Origin of the sequence: Parundibacterium terreum (assembly GCF_014636315.1) — a bacterium.
Lineage (GTDB): Bacteria > Pseudomonadota > Gammaproteobacteria > Burkholderiales > Burkholderiaceae_D > Undibacterium > Undibacterium terreum.
In genome coordinates, this window is the sequence record NZ_BMED01000001.1 from 978191 (window position 1) to 998194 (window position 20004).

General features: G+C 56.3%; 18 protein-coding genes. 6 read left to right on the plus strand and 12 right to left on the minus strand.

The window, feature by feature from the left end; translation table 11 throughout:
- Positions 1-118: 118 nt before the first annotated feature.
- Positions 119-1321: a GGDEF domain-containing protein gene (locus IEW12_RS04575; protein ID WP_188564772.1), complete on the plus strand. Its 1203-nt coding sequence runs from the start codon at positions 119-121 to the stop codon at positions 1319-1321.
- Here IEW12_RS04575 and IEW12_RS04580 read toward each other — a convergent pair.
- From IEW12_RS04580 to IEW12_RS04590, 3 genes are all read right to left on the minus strand, one after another.
- Positions 1272-1874: a DUF1439 domain-containing protein gene (locus tag IEW12_RS04580; protein WP_229750914.1), complete on the minus strand. Its 603-nt coding sequence runs from the start codon at positions 1872-1874 to the stop codon at positions 1272-1274. The two genes, IEW12_RS04575 and IEW12_RS04580, sit on opposite strands and share 50 nt — an antisense overlap.
- Before the next feature lie 48 nt (positions 1875-1922).
- On the minus strand, positions 1923-2672 hold the full coding sequence (locus IEW12_RS04585) for a carbon-nitrogen hydrolase family protein (RefSeq protein WP_188564773.1): 750 nt from the start codon (positions 2670-2672) through the stop codon (positions 1923-1925).
- A 121-nt stretch (positions 2673-2793) separates the two neighbouring features.
- The gene (locus IEW12_RS04590; protein WP_188564774.1) at positions 2794-4041 is read right to left on the minus strand and encodes a YbfB/YjiJ family MFS transporter; all 1248 of its coding nucleotides are present in this window, start codon (positions 4039-4041) and stop codon (positions 2794-2796) included.
- Between the two features lie 147 nt (positions 4042-4188).
- Here IEW12_RS04590 and IEW12_RS04595 point away from each other — a divergent pair, with 147 nt between their 5' ends.
- Positions 4189-4767, plus strand: a complete 579-nt coding sequence (locus IEW12_RS04595) for a TetR/AcrR family transcriptional regulator (RefSeq protein WP_188564775.1) — start codon at positions 4189-4191, stop codon at positions 4765-4767.
- Between the two features lie 70 nt (positions 4768-4837).
- Here the strand turns inward: IEW12_RS04595 and IEW12_RS04600 are convergent, their stop codons facing one another.
- Genes IEW12_RS04600 through IEW12_RS04610 form a run of 3 tightly spaced genes read right to left on the minus strand, consistent with a single transcriptional unit; the run spans position 4838 to position 10854 of the window.
- The gene (locus IEW12_RS04600; RefSeq protein ID WP_188564776.1) at positions 4838-6328 is read right to left on the minus strand and encodes an efflux transporter outer membrane subunit; all 1491 of its coding nucleotides are present in this window, start codon (positions 6326-6328) and stop codon (positions 4838-4840) included.
- Position 6329: 1 nt separating this feature from the next.
- The gene (locus IEW12_RS04605) at positions 6330-9533 is read right to left on the minus strand and encodes an efflux RND transporter permease subunit (RefSeq protein WP_188564777.1); all 3204 of its coding nucleotides are present in this window, start codon (positions 9531-9533) and stop codon (positions 6330-6332) included.
- 4 nt (positions 9534-9537) lie between these two features.
- Positions 9538-10854 (minus strand): efflux RND transporter periplasmic adaptor subunit, encoded by a 1317-nt coding sequence (locus tag IEW12_RS04610; protein WP_229750915.1) that lies wholly within the window; start codon positions 10852-10854, stop codon positions 9538-9540.
- A gap of 579 nt (positions 10855-11433) precedes the next feature.
- Between IEW12_RS04610 and IEW12_RS04615 the strand changes: the two genes are divergently transcribed.
- Together IEW12_RS04615 and IEW12_RS04620 are read left to right on the plus strand one after the other, a co-directional pair.
- Positions 11434-12081 (plus strand): TetR/AcrR family transcriptional regulator, encoded by a 648-nt coding sequence (locus IEW12_RS04615; RefSeq protein ID WP_188564778.1) that lies wholly within the window; start codon positions 11434-11436, stop codon positions 12079-12081.
- Between the two features lie 77 nt (positions 12082-12158).
- A complete protein-coding gene (locus tag IEW12_RS04620) occupies positions 12159-12686 on the plus strand; it encodes a GNAT family N-acetyltransferase (RefSeq protein WP_188564779.1) in 528 nt (175 codons plus the stop codon).
- Positions 12687-12743: 57 nt separating this feature from the next.
- Here IEW12_RS04620 and IEW12_RS28760 read toward each other — a convergent pair whose 3' ends face one another.
- From IEW12_RS28760 to IEW12_RS04635, 4 genes are read right to left on the minus strand one after another with little or no spacing between them, the layout of a single operon-like run.
- A complete protein-coding gene (locus IEW12_RS28760; protein WP_229751009.1) occupies positions 12744-13481 on the minus strand; it encodes an FAD-dependent oxidoreductase in 738 nt (245 codons plus the stop codon).
- The gene (locus tag IEW12_RS28765; protein ID WP_229750916.1) at positions 13367-13903 is read right to left on the minus strand and encodes an FAD-dependent oxidoreductase; all 537 of its coding nucleotides are present in this window, start codon (positions 13901-13903) and stop codon (positions 13367-13369) included. The genes IEW12_RS28760 and IEW12_RS28765 overlap by 115 nt, the downstream gene beginning before the upstream one ends.
- Positions 13904-13943: 40 nt before the next feature.
- A complete protein-coding gene (locus IEW12_RS04630) occupies positions 13944-14699 on the minus strand; it encodes a helix-turn-helix domain-containing protein (RefSeq protein WP_188564780.1) in 756 nt (251 codons plus the stop codon).
- A 6-nt stretch (positions 14700-14705) separates the two neighbouring features.
- The gene (locus IEW12_RS04635) at positions 14706-15602 is read right to left on the minus strand and encodes an AraC family transcriptional regulator (protein ID WP_229750917.1); all 897 of its coding nucleotides are present in this window, start codon (positions 15600-15602) and stop codon (positions 14706-14708) included.
- A 164-nt stretch (positions 15603-15766) separates the two neighbouring features.
- On the opposite strand from IEW12_RS04635, the gene IEW12_RS04640 reads away from it, so the two are divergent.
- Positions 15767-16741, plus strand: coding sequence for an SDR family NAD(P)-dependent oxidoreductase (locus IEW12_RS04640; protein WP_188564781.1), 975 nt, complete (start codon positions 15767-15769; stop codon positions 16739-16741).
- 396 nt (positions 16742-17137) lie between these two features.
- On the opposite strand, the gene IEW12_RS04645 is transcribed toward IEW12_RS04640, so the two are convergent.
- Positions 17138-17857: an SIMPL domain-containing protein gene (locus tag IEW12_RS04645; RefSeq protein WP_188564782.1), complete on the minus strand. Its 720-nt coding sequence runs from the start codon at positions 17855-17857 to the stop codon at positions 17138-17140.
- A gap of 54 nt (positions 17858-17911) precedes the next feature.
- Positions 17912-18421 carry a GNAT family N-acetyltransferase gene (locus IEW12_RS04650; RefSeq protein WP_188564783.1) on the minus strand — a complete coding sequence of 170 codons (510 nt, stop codon included), beginning with the start codon at positions 18419-18421 and terminating at the stop codon, positions 17912-17914.
- A gap of 263 nt (positions 18422-18684) precedes the next feature.
- Here IEW12_RS04650 and IEW12_RS04655 point away from each other — a divergent pair, with 263 nt between their 5' ends.
- Positions 18685-19896 carry a hypothetical protein gene (locus IEW12_RS04655; RefSeq protein WP_188564784.1) on the plus strand — a complete coding sequence of 404 codons (1212 nt, stop codon included), beginning with the start codon at positions 18685-18687 and terminating at the stop codon, positions 19894-19896.
- Positions 19897-20004: the final 108 nt, after the last annotated feature.

Here is a 20004-nt window from a genome sequence, read left to right on the forward strand (position 1 = left end):
AAACAAATCGCGCAGAAAAATTCGCCATCATTCCTGCCCCTGTGTATGATTAGGATATATTTAATACGCGAATGGCACCGCTTTACTCCGTTCGCGGCATGACAGAACAAGAAAAAGCATGACTGAATCCAGCGCCATTAATAGACTTGCGATTGCCCCTACGCTGGAAGCCGATAACTACCGCGCCAAGCGCACTTGTGAAGACCTCTACAAGCGCGCACTGATAGGGCCTATCTTTTATCTGCTGGGCTGCGCATTGATCCTGGCGATCGCCGGCTACCAGCGCCAATGGCCGCTGCTGTCCGCATTGCCGATTGTAGCGTTCCTGCTGCTATGGGTGCTGCGCTACCGGCACCGCGCGCCTGTGCCCGGCTCCCCCACAGAAAAATACGCACATTGGAAACGCCGCCAGTGGTTGCTGCTGCACCTGGGCTCCATGGTCTGGGGGGCCGTGCCGGCCATCGTCGGCTGGCTCGAAGGCAGCCCGGACAGTGCGGTGATGGTGGCCGTCATTTCTACCGTCGCTTTTGGCACGGCCGCCAGCCAGGCCTTTGCGATGCATCCGCCGCAGGCCCGTATCACAATGCTGGCGCTGATGATGCCGACTGCCATCGTTTATGTATCGCCCCGGCTGGACCTGGCCTCCACCGGCATCACGCTGTTTATCTATACCTTTTACCTGATGGCCAACCTGAAGCGCTCTGCCAATGAATATGCGCAGCAGGTGGAAACCGAGATCGACCTGATCAGCAGCCGCGCCGAAGTGGCTAGAGTATCGCTGACCGATGCGCTGACCAATTTGCCGAACCGGCTAAGTTATGAGCGCGCCTGGGCCCACACCTGGCACCTGGCGGTGCGCCAGCGTGAAACCCTAGGCCTGCTGGTGCTGGATCTGGATCACTTCAAACAGATCAACGACAAATACGGCCACCTGGGCGGCGACGCCTGCCTGCGGCATTTTGCCGATCTGCTCAGTCTGCATGTGCGGCGCGACAGCGACATCATTGCGCGCATAGGCGGGGAAGAATTTGTGGTGATCTTGCCGGCCACGACAGAGGATGATGCCTCCGCGATGGCGGAGCAACTGCGCACCGCGCTGATGGAAACGCCTTGCCGTTACGAAGATGCAGAGATCAGCATGACGGTCAGCGTGGGCGTGGGCATAGTGAACCTGGATGCCGACGCCGATCCGGCGGCCACCTTCAGCCGCGTGGATCTGGCCTGCTACGATGCCAAGGGCGCCGGACGCAATTGCGTGATGGCTGCCAAGCCTATTTTGCCGGCTCGAAATTTACGACAAGGCCACGCGACGTTGCCATAATGGCGGTGGGCACAAACTGCACGCCGGCGATGCGCAAGTCTTCCGGGCGGAAGTTATACAGCGGCACATCCTTGATCATCTGATCCGCCACCAGATTGGCAACCAGTTTGAACTGGCGCTGCTTCTCTTCATCCATGCCGTTAATGGTGACTGTATCCACATGCGCATCGCGGATGTAGACTGCATTGCGCACATTGTCTATCGCCAAGCGGCCGGACATCGCGACATTGCCGTTCCAGGATTGGCGGATAAACGGCGGCGCCACGCTCACATCCAGCGACAGCGCTACCCGGTTGCTATCCGGCAGCATCGTCAGTTGCGGGTGCGTCAATTGCACATCCAGCAGCGCCATCGCCTTGTTGTTAAGCGGGAAGCGGCGGTCCAGTCCTTCTTGCAGGCGGGTGAGCGGCACATCCAGTTGGCGCGGGCCTATCAGCGCGGCGCAGGAAGCCAGCAGGCCGCAGGCAACCACTGGCAGCAGCAATTTTTTAGCCATACTCAACCAGGAGCGGCCGGTTGGAGCATTTGTTATTTGCATTACTTGTGTGTTCATTAAGTTTGCCGGACAGGTGCCGGAAAATAGGCAAAAAGAGCGCCCATTTTAAGGCAGATCGCATAAAACCACAGCCTCTTCGCCCTCTGCAGCTTGCCGGACAATGTCACCGGCGGGATTGACGATGCAAGTGCAGCCGTATGACATTTTCCCGGCATACTCCCCCACCACATCGGATGAAATGACCCAGCAGCCGGTATCCAGCGCACGCTGGCGCAGATTATCTACGCTTTGCCCGCGCCATTTGTCCGCAGTGGCGGGCAGCAGCATATTATTTAGCGGATAGCACAGCAGGCCCGCCCCCTGCCCGCTCAGCCTGAGCGCCGGAACCGCAAAATTGGCGTCATTGCAGATATTGATGCCGAAGCGCCGGCTTTCCAGCTCAAATATCGGATAGGCCTCGCCGGCGGAAAAAGCCGCTTCATTCGGATGCGTCTTTGCGTAGTGGCCAATTAAACGGCCCTGGTGGATGACGGCCGCCGTGTTGTATAAAGCCGCCGCAGAATCTGCACGGCGCAGCTCTGAAAGACCCAGCACCAGCATAGTCTTGAAAGGGGCCAGCCTGCGCAAGATGGTCGCCAAGGCTTCGCCGTCCAGCTCCAGCGCCCGGCGCATCACGGTCTCGCGATCGCTTGCATAGCCCTGCAGATAGCACTCGGGGAATACCGCAAGCTGCACGCCCTGCGCATCGCACCAGGCCAGATCAGCCTGCAGGCGCTGCACGATGCCGTCCACGTCATCAAACAGCGGCCGACGCTGAAAGGAAGCGATTCGCAGACTTGGACTGGGGCTTTGCATGCAGCCGGTACCGGGAAGTTGATCAATACCGCATCATAACAAAAGCTTGCAAATCAATTAATGGAAATGGGATTTATGTACAATTTTTATACAAAACTTACAACACGGCTGCCGCGCAAGCTCAGACCTTGGCTCTAGGCCGCTCCACTTCCAGGCGGTGTGCCGCAATCGTCATTGCCACATCCATCGCCAGCGCAATCGCAATGGCCGCCGCGCCAATCACAAACATCAGTTGATGGTTGCCGCCGCTGTGGCTGAACAGGTAGGAATACATATACGCCGACACGGCCTGAAACAAGGCAAACACTGTCGTCGCGTGGCTCCAGGCAAGGCTTTGGCCAGCATGGTCGCCAGGCAGCAGATCATGCAGACGCCCCAGCACCAGCGGCGGGATGGCCGGCGGGAACATGCCGATGAGCAGGCTGGCAACGACCAGCAAAGCCGCATTGCCGCTGACCGCGCACAACAGCATTACCACGACCTGCAAGGCCAGGATGCTGCGCAGCGCGGGGCCAAACTTGATGCGGTCGGCGATGAAGCCATACAGGATGGGTCCAACAGTGGCGCCAACGCCGTACAAGATCCAGTAGACCGAACCCACATGCGCGCCGCGACCCAGGCCGCGGGCGATGAAGTCCACCAAAAACAGCAGCATAGGCACCAGCCCGGCAGCCATCAACCCGTATTCCACGTACAGCAATTTCAAACCAAAACCCTGCTTATGGCTATGTGCCGCTTCCGGCGCTGCAACAGCCGCTGGAGCAGGCGCGGGGGAAGCTGCCGGCCAGCCAAACCAGCTAATGCCGGTCAGTATGACGGACAAGGCGCCCAGCCCCATCCAGGTCTGGCGCAAACCCATTTCCAGCAGCAGCGGAATCACCGTGCCCGAGGCGGCAACACCCAGCCCTGCGCCCATGAAGATGGCGCCGCTAGCCAGGCCACGGCGCGCCAGCGGCACATGTGGCAATACCGTTGCCGCTACCAGCACCATGATCACGCCGCCACCTACGCCGGACAAAAAGCGCCAGCTAAAGAACCACCAGGAAGACAGCGGAAACGCACAGCCGAAGAAAGCCAGGCTGGTGATCACCATCATCCACTGCAGCACGGCACGGTTGCCGAAGCGCCTGCCTATTGGCCGCCCCAGCAGCGCCCCCGCCAGGTAGCCGGCCAGATTGGCCGCGCCGAGATAAACCACATCGGCAGCGCTGAACCAGTGCGCCTCGATCAGCGGCGGTATCAGCGGCGAATATGCAAAGCGCGCCAGGCCTATGCCGACAAAGCTGGCGCACAGGCCGGCGATGACCGCAGCCCAGGGGATGGCAGCAGGCGCCTGCCCGGCCTCGCTGTGAAGAGTTTCAGTTTTCATACTATTCCTTCCAACCATGATCTTTTAGCATTAATTTGCTTGTTGCGCTGGAGTGCATCAATCTTAGCCACAATCTTTGACACACTCGTCAAACATCATCTTAATCGTGTTTGACATCTGTGTCAAACATGTGATTTAATCCCGGACATGGCTGGAATACGACAATTCGATGAGGGTGTGGCACTGGACCGTGCGCTGGAAGTCTTTTGGAAAAAAGGCTATGGTCCCACGTCCATGCAAGACCTGGCGGCAGCAACCGGCGTGCAGCGCGGCTCCCTGTATAACGCTTACCGCGACAAGGAGTCGCTGTTCCTGCAAGTCTTTGACAGATACAAGAGCAGGCGGCTGGCCGAGGCCCGCGCTGCGCTGGATAAACCCGATATCGAAGATGCGCTGCGCTCCTACTTTGATGTCACCATCACCTCGATGACCGAGGGCAGCCCCGCGCGCGGCTGCCTGACGACCAGGACCGCCACCGACACTACTGCCGATGCCGACGAGATCCATGCGCAATTGAAGAGCATGGTCGACGGCTTGCAGCAGGAGCTCAACATCCGCCTGTCCACGCCGGAAGCCCTGTCCCGGCTCAGCCTGCCGCCGGCAGAAGCCGCGCGGCTGCTCATCACGCTGACACGCGGCATCGTGATCATGGAAAGCATCTATCACGATACGGCCAGCTTGCGGGCCACGGTGGAAGCAATGATCAAAGTGCTGCTGGCAAAATAAAACCGGCCCAGGCAAACACCTGAACCGGTTTTAGACAAACTTCCTTCACTTCCTTTACTAACTTACTAACTCACTTCGGCTGCGGCACCAGGCTGGCCTGGGCATTCGCCACGACCAGGCCGGGACTGGCATCCCAGCCACCGCCCAGCGTGCGTATCAGCGCCACCGTGGTCACAGCCTGGCTGCCGCGCAACTGCACCGCGCTACGTTCCACCGTGGTCAGATTGCGCTGCGCCTCCAGCAGATCCAGGTAGCCGATGCGCCCGGCCTCGTACAGCATCTGGGCCAAGGCGGCAGAGCGCCGCGCGGAAAGTACTGCATCATCCGTTTGCTGCGCCTGCCCTGCCAGAATACGCAGGCCGGCCAGATTGTCTTCCACCTCTGCAAACGCAACCAGCACGCGCTGGCGATAGCCGGCAACAGATTCTTCCAGTGCTGCCTCGCTGCGTGCAATATTGTTCTTATTGCGTCCGCCGTCGATGATAGGCGCAGACAACAGGGCGCCCAACAACCAGGAGCGGCTGCTCCATTTGAAGATGTCTGCCACACTGCCGCCCTCCCCGCCTGCCGACGCATTCAGCGACAAGGCAGGAAACATGGCCGAGCGTGCAACACCGATACGTGCATTGGATGCCTCCATCGCCCTTTGCGCATTGACGATATCAGGGCGGCGTTCCAGCAGCGAGGACGGCAGCCCGGCCGGAATGACAGGCAGGAAAGCAATATCATTCAGCGGATTGGTGCTTGCCGTAAAATCTGCAGCCGGCTTGCCCAGCAAGACCGCCAGCGCGTGCTCGTTGGTCGTGCGCTGCTGCTGCAGGCCTATGGCTTCGGCACGCGACGTGGACAGCTCGGTCTTGGCGCGCGACAGGTCAAACTCGCCGATATCGCCCAGGTCGTAGCGGCGCTGGTTTACATGCACGCTTTTTTCGCGCAGGCTGACTGTCTCGTTCAGCGTGGCCAGCTCGGCATCGGTTTCACGCAAACGGAAATAGGTCTGCGCCACGTCAGCCTGCAAGGACAGCAGCACGGAACGATAGGTCGCTTCGCTGGCAGCAGCATCGGCATTGGCCGCGCTGACATTCGACGATACCCGGCCGAATAAATCCACCTCATAGCTCGCCGTCAGATGGGCCTGGTAGCCGGTTGCCGGGGCACTGGGCACGCCTGCCACCGGGGCAGCCTGGCTACGTGAAGCTCCGGCTTTGACACCGATTTGCGGAATGCGATCAGCTTCGGCAATGCCTGCGATGAAACGCGCCTGCTTCAGGCGTGCTGCCGCCTGCGCCAGGTTGGCATTGTTTTTGGTCGCTTCCTGGATCAGCCGGGTCAGCTCGGCATCCTTGAAGGCCAGCCACCACTCACCACGCGGTTCAGCCTCGGCCGCCCTGGCCTGTTTCCATTGCGTGCCGTCTTCACCGGTCAGCACTTTTGCGGCTTCCTTGTAGGCCTGCGGCACAGCGATGTCGGGCTGCTTGAATTGCGGTGCCGCACAGGCCGACAATGCCAGCGCCACCATCAGGGATGCCGCAGTGCGCTTGGCGATAGTATTGGTATTCATATTAATGTTTTCCTTCCAAAGCATGGACTGCAGGAACAACAGGTGCGGGAATAACTGTCGCTGCAACTTTCTTGCGCTCCAGCTTTTTGGCCAGCGTGCGCATCAGCACATAAAACACCGGTGTCAGGAACAGGCCGAAGAAGGTCACGCCCAGCATGCCGCCGAACACCGCAACACCCATCGCATGGCGCATCTCAGAACCGGGACCGTGCGAGAACACCAGCGGCACCACGCCCATGATGAAAGCGATAGAGGTCATCAGGATAGGACGCAGACGCAGACGGGATGATTCCAGCGCCGCTTCCACGATGGTGCGGCCATGGTCTTCCAGCTCGCGGGCAAATTCCACAATCAGAATCGCATTCTTGGACGCCAGCCCCACCAACACAAACAAGGCAATCTGCGTGAACACATTGTTGTCGCCGCCGGTCAGCTTCACGCCGATCAACGCACACAATATGGACATAGGCACGATCAAGATAACGGCCAACGGCAAGGTCCAGCTTTCATACTGCGCAGCCAGCACCAGGAACACCAGCAGCACGCACAACGGGAACACGTAGAACATGGTATTGCCGGCCAGGATGTCCTGATAGGTCAGGTCCGTCCATTCGTAAGTGATACCCCTTGGCAGCACTTCCTTGGCGAGCTTCTCCAGTGCGGCCTGGGCCTGGCCGGAAGAATAACCAGGAGCGGGACCACCGTTCAGTTCCGCAGCAACATAGTTGTTGTAGCGCTGCACGCGGTCAGGACCATAGCTGTCGCTGATGCGCATCAGCGATGACAAAGGAATCATCTCGCCCTTGTTGCTGCGTACTTTCAGGTTGGCGATATCTTCCGCATGGGTACGGTACGGCGCATCGGCCTGGACACGGACCTGGTAGGTGCGGCCAAACTGGTTGAAATCGTTCACATACAAGGAGCCCAGATTGACTTGCAGCGTCTGATAGATCGTGGCCAGCGGTATGTCCAATTGCTTGGCCTTGTCGCGGTCTATGTCGGCATACAGTTGCGGCACGTTGATCTGGTAGCTGGAGAACACACCTGCCAGCTCAGGCGCCTTACGCGCTTTGGCCTGCAGTTCCTGGGTTGCCTTGTACAGGGCGTCATAACCCAGCGCGCTACGGTCTTCCAGCATCAGCTTGAAGCCGCCCAGCGTACCGAGGCCGCTGACAGGTGGCGGCGGCACCACCAGCACGAAGGCATCTTCAATCGATGACATGCGTTTATTCAACTCACCGGCGATAGCCATCCCGGACAAGGATTTGCTGCCGCGGGCATCAAAATCGTCCAGGCCGCTGAACTGGATACCTGCACTAGGCGAAGCAGTAAACGCATTGACAGACAAGCCGGGGAATTGCACGGCGGTACGCACGCCCGGAGTATCGGCAGCAATCTTACCCATGCGGTGCAGGATGGCGTCGGTACGGTCCAGCGTAGCAGCATCAGGCAACTGCGCGATATCGATCAGGTAGCCTTTGTCTTGCAGCGGTACGAAACCAGCCGGCACCAGCTTGAACATCAAGCCTGCACAAACGGCCAGCAGTGCATACACCACAACCGAAGTCGTCTTGCGGCGCAACGTGCCCTTGACACCATTCTCATAACGCACCGAAGAGCGGCCGAAGAAGCGATTGAACGCAGCAAAGAAGCGGCCAAACAGCTTGTCGATGATGCGGGTAACAGCATCTTTTGGTGCATCATGCGGTTTTAGCAGAGTTGCGGACAGGGCCGGAGCCAAGGTCAGCGAGCTGAAAGCGGAAATTACGGTAGAGATAGCAATGGTCAGCGCAAACTGCTTGTAGAACTGGCCGGACAGGCCTGGTACAAAAGCGATAGGCACGAACACTGCGCACAACACCAGTGCAATCGCAATGATGGGGCCACTGACTTCTTTCATCGCCTGCACGGTCGCGTCGCGGGGAGACAGGCCGTTTGAGATATTACGTTCCACGTTTTCCACTACCACAATGGCGTCATCGACGACAATACCGATCGCCAACACCAGGCCAAACAACGACAAGGTGTTGATGGAGAAGCCGAAGCCCAGCATTACGGCGAAGGTGCCGACCACGGATACAGGCACCGCCAGCAAGGGGATCAGCGAAGCGCGCCAGGTTTGCAGGAACACGATCACCACCAGCACGACCAGCAGTATCGCCTCAAACAGCGTATGGATCACAGCAACGATGGATTCATGCACAAACTGCGTCGTGTCATACACGATGCTGTATTGCAAGCCGGGCGGGAAATCTTTTTTCAGTTCTTCCATGCGGGCACGCACGTCGGCAGACAATTGCAGTGCATTGGCGTTAGGTGCTTCAAAGATGATGATGCCGACCGCCTGCTTATTATCCAGGCGGGAGCGCAAATTGTAGGCGTCTGCGCCCAGTTCTATGCGGGACACGTCGCGCAAGCGGGTCAATGCGCCGTCTGCGTTGGTGCGCACGATGATATTGCCGAACTGTTCCGTCGTCTGCAAACGGCCCTGGGTGCTGACGTTCAACTGAAACTCGGTACCCTTGGTCGGCGAAGCGCCGATAGCGCCGCCTGCCACCTGCACGTTTTGCTCGCGGATGGCGTTGGTGACGTCGGCGGTAGTCAGGTTGCGGGCGGCAATCTTGACTGGGTCCAGCCAGATGCGCATCGCGTAGTCGCCGGAGCCGTTCAGGTTGACCTGGCCCATGCCGGGTATGCGGTCAAGCTGGTCCTTGATGTTAAGCAGTGCATAGTTACGCAGGTACTGGTCATCATATTTGCCGTCAGGCGAAGTCAGATGCACGACCATGGTCAGGCTGGGGGACGACTTGATGGTCGTCACGCCGATCTGGCGCACTTCATCGGGCAGGCGCGGCAAGGCGCGCTGCACACGGTTCTGCACGTCAGTCTCGGCCTGCGATACCTTGGTACCGATCTTGAAGGTGACAGTCAGCAGCAGGTTGCCGTCCGACGTAGATTGCGAAGACATGTACAGCATATTGTCCACGCCGTTGATCTGCTGCTCCAGCGGCGTGGCCACGGTTTCGGCAATCACCTTGGGATTGGCACCCGGGTATTGTGCCCGCACGACGACAGAAGGCGGCACCACGTCAGGGTATTCGGATACCGGCAACTGCGTGATCGCAATCAGGCCGCCAACGAAGATAAGAATGGACAAGACCGCCGCAAAGATGGGCTTGTCGATAAAAAAGCGTGAGAAGTTCATGGCATTATCCCTTGGCTGGCGCTACTGGCGACGAGGCTTTTGCGGATTTGTCGTCCGCCGGCTTGGTCACAGGTTTGGACGCTGGCGCGGCTGTAGTCGCAGTAGTCGCAGTAGTCGCAGTAGTTGCTGTCGTAGCTGTCGTAGCTGCCGCAGGCGCATCAGGATCAAAATCCATCGCCACCATATGCGGCGCCAGGTTCGAGCCCTGGTGTACGCGCTGCAAACCGTTGACCACGATTTTTTCGCCCACCTTCAGGCCATCGCGCACGATACGCATGCCGTCCACCGTCTGGCCCAGCGTAACCTGGCGGTATTCAGCCTTGTTATCTGCGGTGATGATGTAGACGAACTTGCGGCTTTGATCGGTGCCGACGGCGCGGTCATTGATCAGCAGCGCGTTGGTTTTTTCAGTGCTGCCATTGCCGCCTTCCAATTGCACGCGGGCGAACAGTCCAGGTACCAGCTTTTTGTCTGTGTTGGCAAATACGGCACGCATGCGCACCGCGCCAGTTTGCGTATCGAGCTGGTTATCGACAAACTCCAGCTTGCCCTGGTGTGGGTAGCCGCTCTCGTTGGCCAGGCCCACATTGACCTTGACCGCCTGTCCCTTGTGGGCGGCAGCACCGACGCGCAACAGCGTGTCTTCATCACCATCAAAGCTGGCGTAGATCTTGTCATCGGATACCACTGTGGTCAGCACCGTGGTGGAATCGATCAGGTTGCCCAAGGTGATTTCCGCTTTGCCCACACGGCCATCGATGGGTGAAGTGACGCGGGTGTAGCTGAGATTGAGCTTGGCGGTTTCATACTGGGCTTCTGCCGCGCGGGCGCTGGCGTCCAGTTCCTTGAAGCCGGAAGCGCTGGCATCCAGTTCACGCTGCGGTATCGCTTTTTCGGCGAACAGCTTTTCAGAGCGGGTCAGTTCGATCTTGGCCAGCTCGACCTTGGCGCGAGCGGCAGCAGCGGCAGCCTCTGTGCGGTTGGCTTCTGCCTGGAAAGGACGCGGATCAATGACGAATAGCACATCGCCTTTCTTGATCAGGCCGCCGGGAGTGATATTGACCGAAGTGATAAAGCCGCCGACGCGGGCTCGCACGTCCACATGCTCTATCGCCTCCATGCGGCCAGAGAATTCTTGCGTCTCTGTAATTGATTTTGCAATGACTTCGGCGGCAGAAACAGTAGCCCCTGCTGCAGGCCCCGCTTTTGCCTTGCCGTTGGCGTCATCACAACCGGACAAGCCCAGCGTCAACAGACCCGCCAGACCTAGCGCAACGGCGATGGGAGCAGCCGCTTTTTTCAGATGTCGATTTTCTTTCACGATATTTTCTCTCAGTAAATGGATTAATTGATTAAAACGGTAGCAATCAGTCAAACGGCTTCATGGGACTCAGGGGATTTATAGGATTTACCCCTGGCGCTGCGCTTGTATCCCCGTAGGCTGATCTGGCTCGAACCGGCAAATACTGCAGATTGAAACTAGAGGCTTCCGACGATTTGCAATTTAGAGGTTTACTAAAATCTATATTTAGATTATCGTAGAACTCTATCTTGAGCAAGTGATTTTTTGCAGCTGCGTTTGAACACAGTGTTTCGCGGAGAATGACGATGAAGCTTGCCGGACGAACCATCCGGCAAGTGGGAACACCCAGAGCTGGCTTGTAGAAACGCCATTGATGCCCAGATAAACAGGACTGAACGGGAGCGCCTGGATTAGCGTTTTTGCACCTTAGCTATCCGGCAAAGGCTGCAAATATGCTGCTTCGCACAATGAGGATGGGTATATTACCCAAGGGCAAGTACCGGCTTTTCTTCATAAAAAAACGGTAGTACTTTTTATTTTAGAGTACACTTTTACTCTAAATTGGCCTATTTGCTTGGATGCAAAGGAGTTGGCGAGATGAAAAAATCGAAAATCGAGACCGCTGAAACCCGTAAGCGCATAGTTTCCATCGCTTCCAGGATTTTCATGGAGCAAGGCCTTGCCGCGACAGGCATTGCCGACGTGATGAAGGCTGCCGGCCTGACCCAGGGCGGCTTTTACCGTCATTTTGAATCCAAGGAACAATTGATCGCGGAAGCCAATGCCGCTGCGGGTGACAATATCTACGAAAGGCTGGAACAGGCGATCGCCGGCAAATCGCCCGCAGACGCACTCGAAACGACCGTTCAGCTTTACCTGAACCAGTTTCGCAACGATAAGCCGGAATACCTGTGCCCGCTGGCGAGCCTCGGCACCGAACTGCTGCACTCCGACGAACAAGTAAAGATAGGCGCAGCAGCTGGCTATCAGCGCCTGGTCGACTTCATGGCGGTGCAGACCAGGAAGCTGAATCTGCTTGACCACGGCAGGGTCGCATGCGCCATCGTCTCGACCATGATCGGCGCAGGAACCTTGTCGAAGCTGGCGCCCAACGAAACAAGGCGTATAGCGGCTCTGGACAATGCAGCCAATATGGTGCGCCTGCTAATACAGGCTGCGCCGAGGACAACTGCCCAGCAGGATACCGGGTCGCCAACGCTGGCAGCAGAAGCCTCTGCCACCTGACAAATACAGCACAGAGGTGAAGGCAGCTTATTCACCTCACATCCATTTCAGCCTGTATTCCGGGCCAATAACACTCCATGACAACAGAAAACACCGTCAGCGTACGCAAGCTGGAAATACATGAATGGGAAACCTACAGCAATCTCAGGTTGCGCTCCCTCGCAGATTCACCCGATGCCTTCGGTAGCACGCTGGCAGCAGAACAGGAACGCAGCCCGGAAGCCTGGGCCGCGCGCCTGTCCGCCGCAGCCGTCTCCGGCAAGGACTATCCGCTGGTAGCCGAGATCGCCGGCACAGCGGCCGGCCTGGTCTGGGCCAAGGTAGATGCGGATGATGAGTCCATCGTGAATATATTCCAGATGTGGGTCGCACCGGAAAGCCGCGGCCGGGGTGCTGCCGCCGCCTTACTGCGAACAGCCATACTGTGGGCAAAAGACAGGAATGCACGCCTTGTGCGGCTGGGCGTAGCGTGCGGAGACACACCGGCCGTGCGCCTGTATGTGCGGGAAGGATTCCGGGATGTTGGCGAGCCGGAGCCGCTGCGCGCCGGCTCCCCTCTGCTATCGCAAACCATGCAATTGGCTATTGCTGCAGAAGCCGCTTGAACGCCTGACGAGATTGTCTCGCAGGATGGAAGCGCGCGCTGCTTTACTTCACTTTCACTAATCGCGCTCCCATGCCTCCCCACTGCCTATGATCTGCGTCATGTAGTCAATCGCGCTGGGCGAATGCAACTGCTCCATCGATTCCAGCGTCATCGCCATCGCTGCTTTCGCCCGCTCGCGCATATTCTTCTCGTAATGTGCAATGGCTGTGTGCACATCCTCGAACTCTGCACTCAACAAGGCAAGGCTGAGTTCCAGCGCATCCAGCATCGCCATGTTCGCCCCCTCGCCCGCATACGGCGGCATCAAGTGCGCTGCATCACCCAGCATGGTCAGATTAGGCAATGCATCCCAGGCCTGGTCCAGCGGCATGCAATACTGGGGGCGCAGCGTCCATGATGTCGCATGCGCGAACAGTTCCAGCCAGATGCTGTCCCAGCTTGCAAATTCCTGCTCAACAGCAAACCGCGCCTGAGCAGGATCAGAAAAATCCACGCCGCTATCGCGATAGCCATGTTCGCTGATTTTGCGTCCGGCATAAAACGCCAGGCTGCCGTCGCCCTTGGAACTGACGATCAGGCTCTTGCTCTCGCCAAAGGCAAAGATCTTCCCGCCTTTCAGCAGGCGGTGGATTCTAGGCGTGTTGATTGCAGCATCATAGACAACGGCCTCTATCGCCGTCAGCCCGGTATAAAAAGGCTTGATGCCGGTAAGGTAAGGACGTATTTTGGAATTGGCGCCGTCGGCAGCAATGACAATATCCGCAGCAGCAAAAGAGCCGCTCTGGAAAGCGATTTTCCATCCACCCCCATCGGCTGCCATTCCTGTGAAGTGGCTATTCCATATGACAGTGCCGGGCTTAAGTGACGCCAGCAATAGATCGCGCAAGGGGCCGCGATCGATCTCCGGGCGGCTTCATTATAGCCTGCATCGCCGTGCTGATCCGTCACGATGACGGCATCCTGATCCACAATGCGCACCCTCCCGGCATCCGGCCTGTAGCTGGCCCTGAATGCATCCATCAGGCCGGCGGCCTGCAAGGCTCTTAATCCCGACTCTTCATGCAAGTCCAGCGTTGCGCCCTGCACTCTGGCTTGCGCATTCGCATCCCGCTCATAAACGCGGACATTGGCGCCCTGCATCTGCAAGAGCCTTGCCAGCGTCAAACCGCCCGGCCCGCAGCCAACGATGGCAATAGTTTTGTCTTTGATGACCATGTTCAAATTCCATTCGATAAAGAGTGGAATCAGAATACGGCTACTTCAGCGTAGATAATTGTATAAATCGGCCATCCTTGTTTTTATATAGCTCCTTGGGCGTATAACCGGAGTACTTTTTTACCTCCTTGATGAAGTGCGCCTGGTCGGCAAAGAAATCCTCCGGAAACAGCTTGCCTTCACTAATCTGTGCAAAGCTCGCCCTGAAGCGCAGTATCGAACAATAAGCCTTCAGCGACAGGCCAAACCATTGGTTGAAATAGCGGTTGATCTGCCGGCTGCTCCAGTGCGCCGCCTCAGAAATCGCCTGCACGCTGGCGGCACCTTTGCTGGCGTAGATCGCGTCGTTCATCTTCAGCTTTCTTGGATCGACAGGCTTATTCCCTGCGCGGATGAGTTGATGAATCCTGTCCGAGAGCTTGCGGCAAAACTGATCAAAGTCGTCCAGATCGTCTTTACAGATGCCCCAAAAATCATCCGGCAGCAAAGCCCTGTCATTGACCAAAGCCGCAACACTAGCCCCCAGCACATACTCCATTGCCAGCAACTTGAAGCTGACCGCAAACATCACCGACCTCGCAGGAATCTCGGTCTGCGAAGGCGCATGCTCCAACCCGGCAATGGATGCGTGAAAGGCTTCCCGGTCGGAATAAAAGAAATGGATATCCACCCGGCCATCCGGCATTACCGTGACCTTGTGCGAATCTTCCGACTCGTTCACTATCATCCAGAAGCTTTCCACGAATGGAGACAGCTCCTTGATTGGCCGGCTTATTTTGTACTCCAAGGCGGTCATGGCAACTCAAACCACAATACTGGAAATATCGCCGATGTTTTCACGCAATTGCGAAGCATCCTGTTTTGGAGGCCGCCCAAAAAGCCGTGAATACTCGCGGCTGAATTGCGAAGGGCTTTCGTAGCCTACTGCGTACGCGGCGCGGGTGGCATCTGCGTCGGATGCCAACAGGCGCCGGGCAGCCTGCAACCTGAGCGTCTTTTGATACTGTAAAGGGCTGGTCGATGTCACGGCCCGGAAGTGGCGATTAAAAGAAGAAACGCTCATCCCGGCGATGTCGGCCACAGCCTCGATAGAGAATGATTCGTCAAAGTGGTTGCGCATCCAGTCTATGGATCTTTTCACTTGCGCCAGTCTGCCCTCTTCCCGCGCAATTTGCCGCAGCAAAGGGCCATGCGGACTCTGCAGCAGCCGGTACAACAACTCTCGCTCTCTCGACGCAGCAAGCATGGGAATGTCGGCAGGGGTATCAAGCAAAGCTAACAGATGATCCCAGGCCTCCAGCAATTCGCGCGAAACCGGCTGTACATCAAAGCCTAACACCTCTTTTCTCGGCGGCTCCTCGGGCATATCGGCGATCAGTGCAGTGAAGATGTCGCGGTCCAGGGTCAGGCCTGTGCCGAGATAGGGTTTGTCGCCATCCATCTCAAATACGCAAACGGTCGTCGGTAACTCTATCAAAGAGGCGAAACACGACCCTGCCCCATACCGCAGCATTTTTCTTCCGACCAGCATCTGCTTGCCCCCCTGCAGAACCAGGCAAACACCCGCGGCAACCGCCGTTATCGTTGGCTCCGACTGCCGGAATGCGCCGATAGCCAACCTGGGAATGGCTGTCTCCAGTTGATGTTCATCCGCATGACGCAGCACCCGGCGGCACATCTGATCAAGTAAATCTTTCATCAATCCAGTGTCGCAGCATTCCAACTTGAATGCAATGAAATGAGCGGATTAGGCAAGAATTTGAGCAATTTCGGCCAACAAGCATCCAGATGCGAAGGTATCTTAGGCAAGACGGGTGAGTGCACAGCGAGCCCATTTCAACACGACAGGAGAATATTTTGAGCATGAAAACCTTCAATGCAACATCTACAACAGACGAGGTGCTGGAAGGCATCGACCTGCGCGGCAAACGCGCCTTCATCACCGGCGTCTCGGCGGGCCTGGGCATAGAAACCGCCCGTGCACTGGTGGCACGGGGAGCAGAAGTCATCGGCACGGTACGCGATACCGCGAAAGCGCATAGCGCCACCAGGCCCGTGCGGGATGCAGCAGAACAGAGCGGCGGCCGTTTCGAAATCATCAGCATGGATCTGGCCGACCTGGCATCGGTAAGATCGGTGAGCGAGGCAATGGCCGCCACCAACAAACCCTTCGATCTGGTGGTGGCCAATGCCGGCGTAATGGCGACACCGTTTGCGCATACCAAGGACGGTTTTGAACTTCAGTTCGGCACCAACGTGCTTGGCCACTATCTGCTGATCAACCGCCTCGCACCGCTGATGCGGGATGGCGGACGGCTCATCATGCTGTCTTCCAATGGCCACCGCTTCTCGGATGTCGATCTGGACGACCCGAACTTTGAACATACTCCCTACGACCCTTGGCTTGCCTACGGCCGCTCCAAGACCGGTGACGCCCTGCTGGCAACCGCATTCGATGCGCGCCACCGTCATCGCGGTGTGCGCGCTGCAAGCGTCCACCCCGGCGTGATCCTCACCGAACTGACCCGCAATATAGACCCGGCAGCCTTCCAGAGCGCATTTGCGGCGATGAATGAACAGCATCTGGCCCTGGGGAACCCACCGTTTGAAGTAAAAACTCCCGCGCAAGGAGCGGCAACAAGCATATGGGCCGGCATCGTCGCCGATGCAGAAACGATAGGCGGCCGCTACTGCGAGGATTGCCAGGTCGGATTACTGGTGCCGGACGATGTCGTGCTGAGTGCATTCAGCCCCGGCGTACGCGCCTACGCCATCGATCCAGTTCGTGCCGATGCGCTGTGGGTCAAGGCTGGAGAGCTGGTAGGAGAAGTCTTTTAAAATCTGAGTAGGTTGAACTAAAGCTTCACCAGTCCAACATCCTTTTCAACAAAACAGCTAGTTGTATGCGAGGGCTGAGTGTTGGGCTGGCGAAGCGTCAGCCCAATCTGCCTACTGAGCGGTACCCCTGACGCTCCATATAAGGAAGAACCCTATCCGCTTAGCAATGATGCCGGCCCCAATGTGCGTCAGTAGATTAAGCCAATGCGCCGGTGTCATAAAAAATCTCTCAAGCATCGTCGAATAATTTTTTGATCTTAAATTAATTTCCTGGGCAAAAAGGAATTAATACGATGCGTGGGTAGGGAACCATCCATCATCAGGCAATTTCAGAAATGCGCCGCAATACGCTGCGCTATTGGCACCCAACAGCTTGCGCGTCGCGCACCCTCAATCCTATTCAAGCTTGAAAATAACATTCAGGTTTTTTTGTATGGCAATTGTCGTCGGCACCCGAATTTCCGCCGCAAGTTCTGGGGGCGGGCTAAATGGTGGCGGAGGAGAGAAAGCATCGTTACTCATATCCTCAGTCAGGGCACGCCCCAACATATTAAATGGCGCTTCCGATATTGCCATGACCGAGCCAAGCTTTTTTCCAAATACTTTTGCAACTTTATCTGCCTTATCCTCGGCATCATGCGCTGCTTTCAATTGCAATTCTGCGTCAATGGAACGGCGGTTGCTTACCAAAAATTCCGCGCTCAGCCTTTCAACGTTTTTCATCTTGGCCAGCTCCGACATCAATGCGGCCCATAACGACAAATCTCTAAGCTGCACTCGAACATGACGGTTAATGGTATAAGTCGGCGCGGCATTACGTTTAGGATCCGCGTAATCAAGCGAGCGCACAAGATCAGAGGATTCGACATCTTCCTTTCGCAGCTTTGACCTGTTGAATGCTTTGAATACATCGGACATGCTGGCATTTACGAGATCCAGCGCTTTTGACGCATCACTTCCGCGGCTTGAGACCGTGATATCAATAATTGCCGCGTCAGGAGCGACATCCACTCTGGCCGTCCCAGATTCAAAAATGAAAGGGTAATCTGGCAATGCCGCCGCGTTGGCTGCATTCAGCATGAAAAACCCTAAAATCAAGTAAAGCTTGCTTCTCACGTGCGTCTCCTATAAAAATCGTCTCTAAAAAAATTCATCCTGCTTGCTCAAACCTCAAAGTCGGACAGAAAATTCGTAATGCACGGTCTTTCGTTCGTATCGTGCCCCTGGAATCTTAGCGACGTGGCCATCACCGCAACGCATCAGAAAGAAAACCTCATCCTCACTCGCCACTTGCCATCCTTCGCGCTCATAAAATCTCTTTGCGCCGGAATTGATGCGAAAGACGCGCAACCGCATATCGCGCCCGGCCTCCCTGCTGCGGTTTAAAAACTCGCCTAGCAGGAGCGCGCCAACTTTCTTTGAGCGCAGCGAAGGCGCAAGGATAAGCATACGCAAATAATTTTCGTCTCCGCCTTCGTCAAGCTGGACGTAACCGGAAAATACGCCATCCGCCTCGACAACATAATTGGCAGAGCTCGCAAACCCTTTCTCAAAGTCCGCATCCTGCCAAGCCTGATCCCAGCCCCAAATTGCCTCGATGTAGGGCTTCATTGCACTTTCATATAGCGCCCACATCATGAGCTTGTCTTCTGCAACCGTTAGGCGGGTCGAAATGTTCATGTTTGCTCATGCTTTTATTGACAGGCATCTCAGCCCCCCAATTAAATCTGCACCTCAGGCTCGATGGCCAATTTAAATGCTTGTTTATTCAAATGCATGTTGACACGGAAAGATTGTCAATGCAACAATCAATTTATTGCAATTTAAATATGATCAGAAAAAGCGATCAGCACGAAACGTGAGCCTTCTGATCGATTGCAGACAAACTCGCCACTGCCGCGCCCATCAAACTTTTCGGATATCCCATGATTTCTACACGCGCTGTGCTGACCATCCTTGCGGCATTGATTCCCACCCTGGCACATGCCAACGATGCAGACTGCGACAAGCTCATCCGCGATGGGCAATATCTGCACGCCATGGATTGCATAGGTACAGGCAAAGGCATCATAACGGCTCATAACAGGAGCATCATTCTTTCTTTTCTGGGGCGGGAACGGGAAGCCCAACAGTTTTTCAGCAAGGAAGACAACGATAGCTTTGTCATAGGAAGAAATCCGGGACTGTCTGCAGAAAAAATAAACGATACCCATACTTATCAGCAGCGCGCAGCCATCCCTGCTTTGACGGCACTGGCAGCGCCCTACCAGGTCGTCATGCTGAATGAAGCACACCATATCTCCCAGCACAGGATTTTTGCTCTGCAGCTGGCAAAGGCGCTACGGGAACGGGGCTTTACCCATCTCGCCGTTGAGACACTGGCGAATGCAGAAGAAACACAAAAGCAGGGTTATCCCAGTTTGAAATCACCCACCTCCGGCAACTACACGGCGGACCCCGAGTTTGCTTTTTTCCTGCGAGAAGCCATATCGCTTGGATATCAATTGGTCTCCTATGAATCCTATGGCAATCAAGGAATCGCCGACCGTGAAAAGGGGCAAGCCAGCAACTTGAAGAAATTGATGGATAGAGAACCCAATGCAAAAGTTTTGGTGTATGCGGGATATGCACACATCAGAAAATTCCACACGGGGCCAGGACCAAAATGGATGGCGGAAGTATTTAAAGAACTGACCGGAATTGATCCCCTGACCATAGACCAGGAGGGAGGCACCCCTAACCCTTATGACAAGCTGACCGACAAAACCTGGATGGCAGTCAAAGATCAGTTGCAGGGCGAGCCAAGCGTGTTTGTGAAAAACGGATCGGAATGGCTGGTTTCGAAATCCTATCAGAGCCTTGCCGATATTTCTGTATTCCACCCTGAAACAAAGCTGGTCGATGGCCGTCCGGATTGGCTGGCAAAAAATCGCACAAAACACATCGTAAAGACAGGAAAAATCGGCACCGGCGAGCAAATTGTCATTCGGGCGATGGTAAAAGGAGAGCAAAACGGCATTCCGGTTGACCAGGTGCTGGTTGACGGTAATGCCGAGGAAGCCATCCTGTTCTTGCCCAAAGGCTCCTATCAGATAGAGAAGGAAACTCTTCCTGATGGCATCGTCAAACTCTATGAGTTGAGTATCGGCCAATAAGCACGCTGATAACTGATATCCGGCACTTCACTCAAAAAAAAGAGCGGAGTTTTCACTCCGCTCTTTTACTTTCAATCAGGCACTCACACTGAACAAGGCTAGCAAAGC

Bases quoted from the DNA above. Each gene is read 5' to 3' on its own strand.
- IEW12_RS04575 (WP_188564772.1), top strand. From the start codon at position 119: ATGACTGAATCCAGCGCCATTAATAGACTTGCGATTGCCCCTACGCTG.
- IEW12_RS04580 (WP_229750914.1), bottom strand. From the start codon at position 1,874: ATGAACACACAAGTAATGCAAATAACAAATGCTCCAACCGGCCGCTCC.
- IEW12_RS04585 (WP_188564773.1), bottom strand. From the start codon at position 2,672: ATGCAAAGCCCCAGTCCAAGTCTGCGAATCGCTTCCTTTCAGCGTCGG.
- IEW12_RS04590 (WP_188564774.1), bottom strand. From the start codon at position 4,041: ATGAAAACTGAAACTCTTCACAGCGAGGCCGGGCAGGCGCCTGCTGCC.
- IEW12_RS04595 (WP_188564775.1), top strand. From the start codon at position 4,189: ATGGCTGGAATACGACAATTCGATGAGGGTGTGGCACTGGACCGTGCG.
- IEW12_RS04600 (WP_188564776.1), bottom strand. From the start codon at position 6,328: ATGAATACCAATACTATCGCCAAGCGCACTGCGGCATCCCTGATGGTG.
- IEW12_RS04605 (WP_188564777.1), bottom strand. From the start codon at position 9,533: ATGAACTTCTCACGCTTTTTTATCGACAAGCCCATCTTTGCGGCGGTC.
- IEW12_RS04615 (WP_188564778.1), top strand. From the start codon at position 11,434: ATGAAAAAATCGAAAATCGAGACCGCTGAAACCCGTAAGCGCATAGTT.
- IEW12_RS04620 (WP_188564779.1), top strand. From the start codon at position 12,159: ATGACAACAGAAAACACCGTCAGCGTACGCAAGCTGGAAATACATGAA.
- IEW12_RS28765 (WP_229750916.1), bottom strand. From the start codon at position 13,903: ATGGTCATCAAAGACAAAACTATTGCCATCGTTGGCTGCGGGCCGGGC.
- IEW12_RS04630 (WP_188564780.1), bottom strand. From the start codon at position 14,699: ATGACCGCCTTGGAGTACAAAATAAGCCGGCCAATCAAGGAGCTGTCT.
- IEW12_RS04635 (WP_229750917.1), bottom strand. From the start codon at position 15,602: ATGAAAGATTTACTTGATCAGATGTGCCGCCGGGTGCTGCGTCATGCG.
- IEW12_RS04640 (WP_188564781.1), top strand. From the start codon at position 15,767: ATGAAAACCTTCAATGCAACATCTACAACAGACGAGGTGCTGGAAGGC.
- IEW12_RS04650 (WP_188564783.1), bottom strand. From the start codon at position 18,421: ATGAACATTTCGACCCGCCTAACGGTTGCAGAAGACAAGCTCATGATG.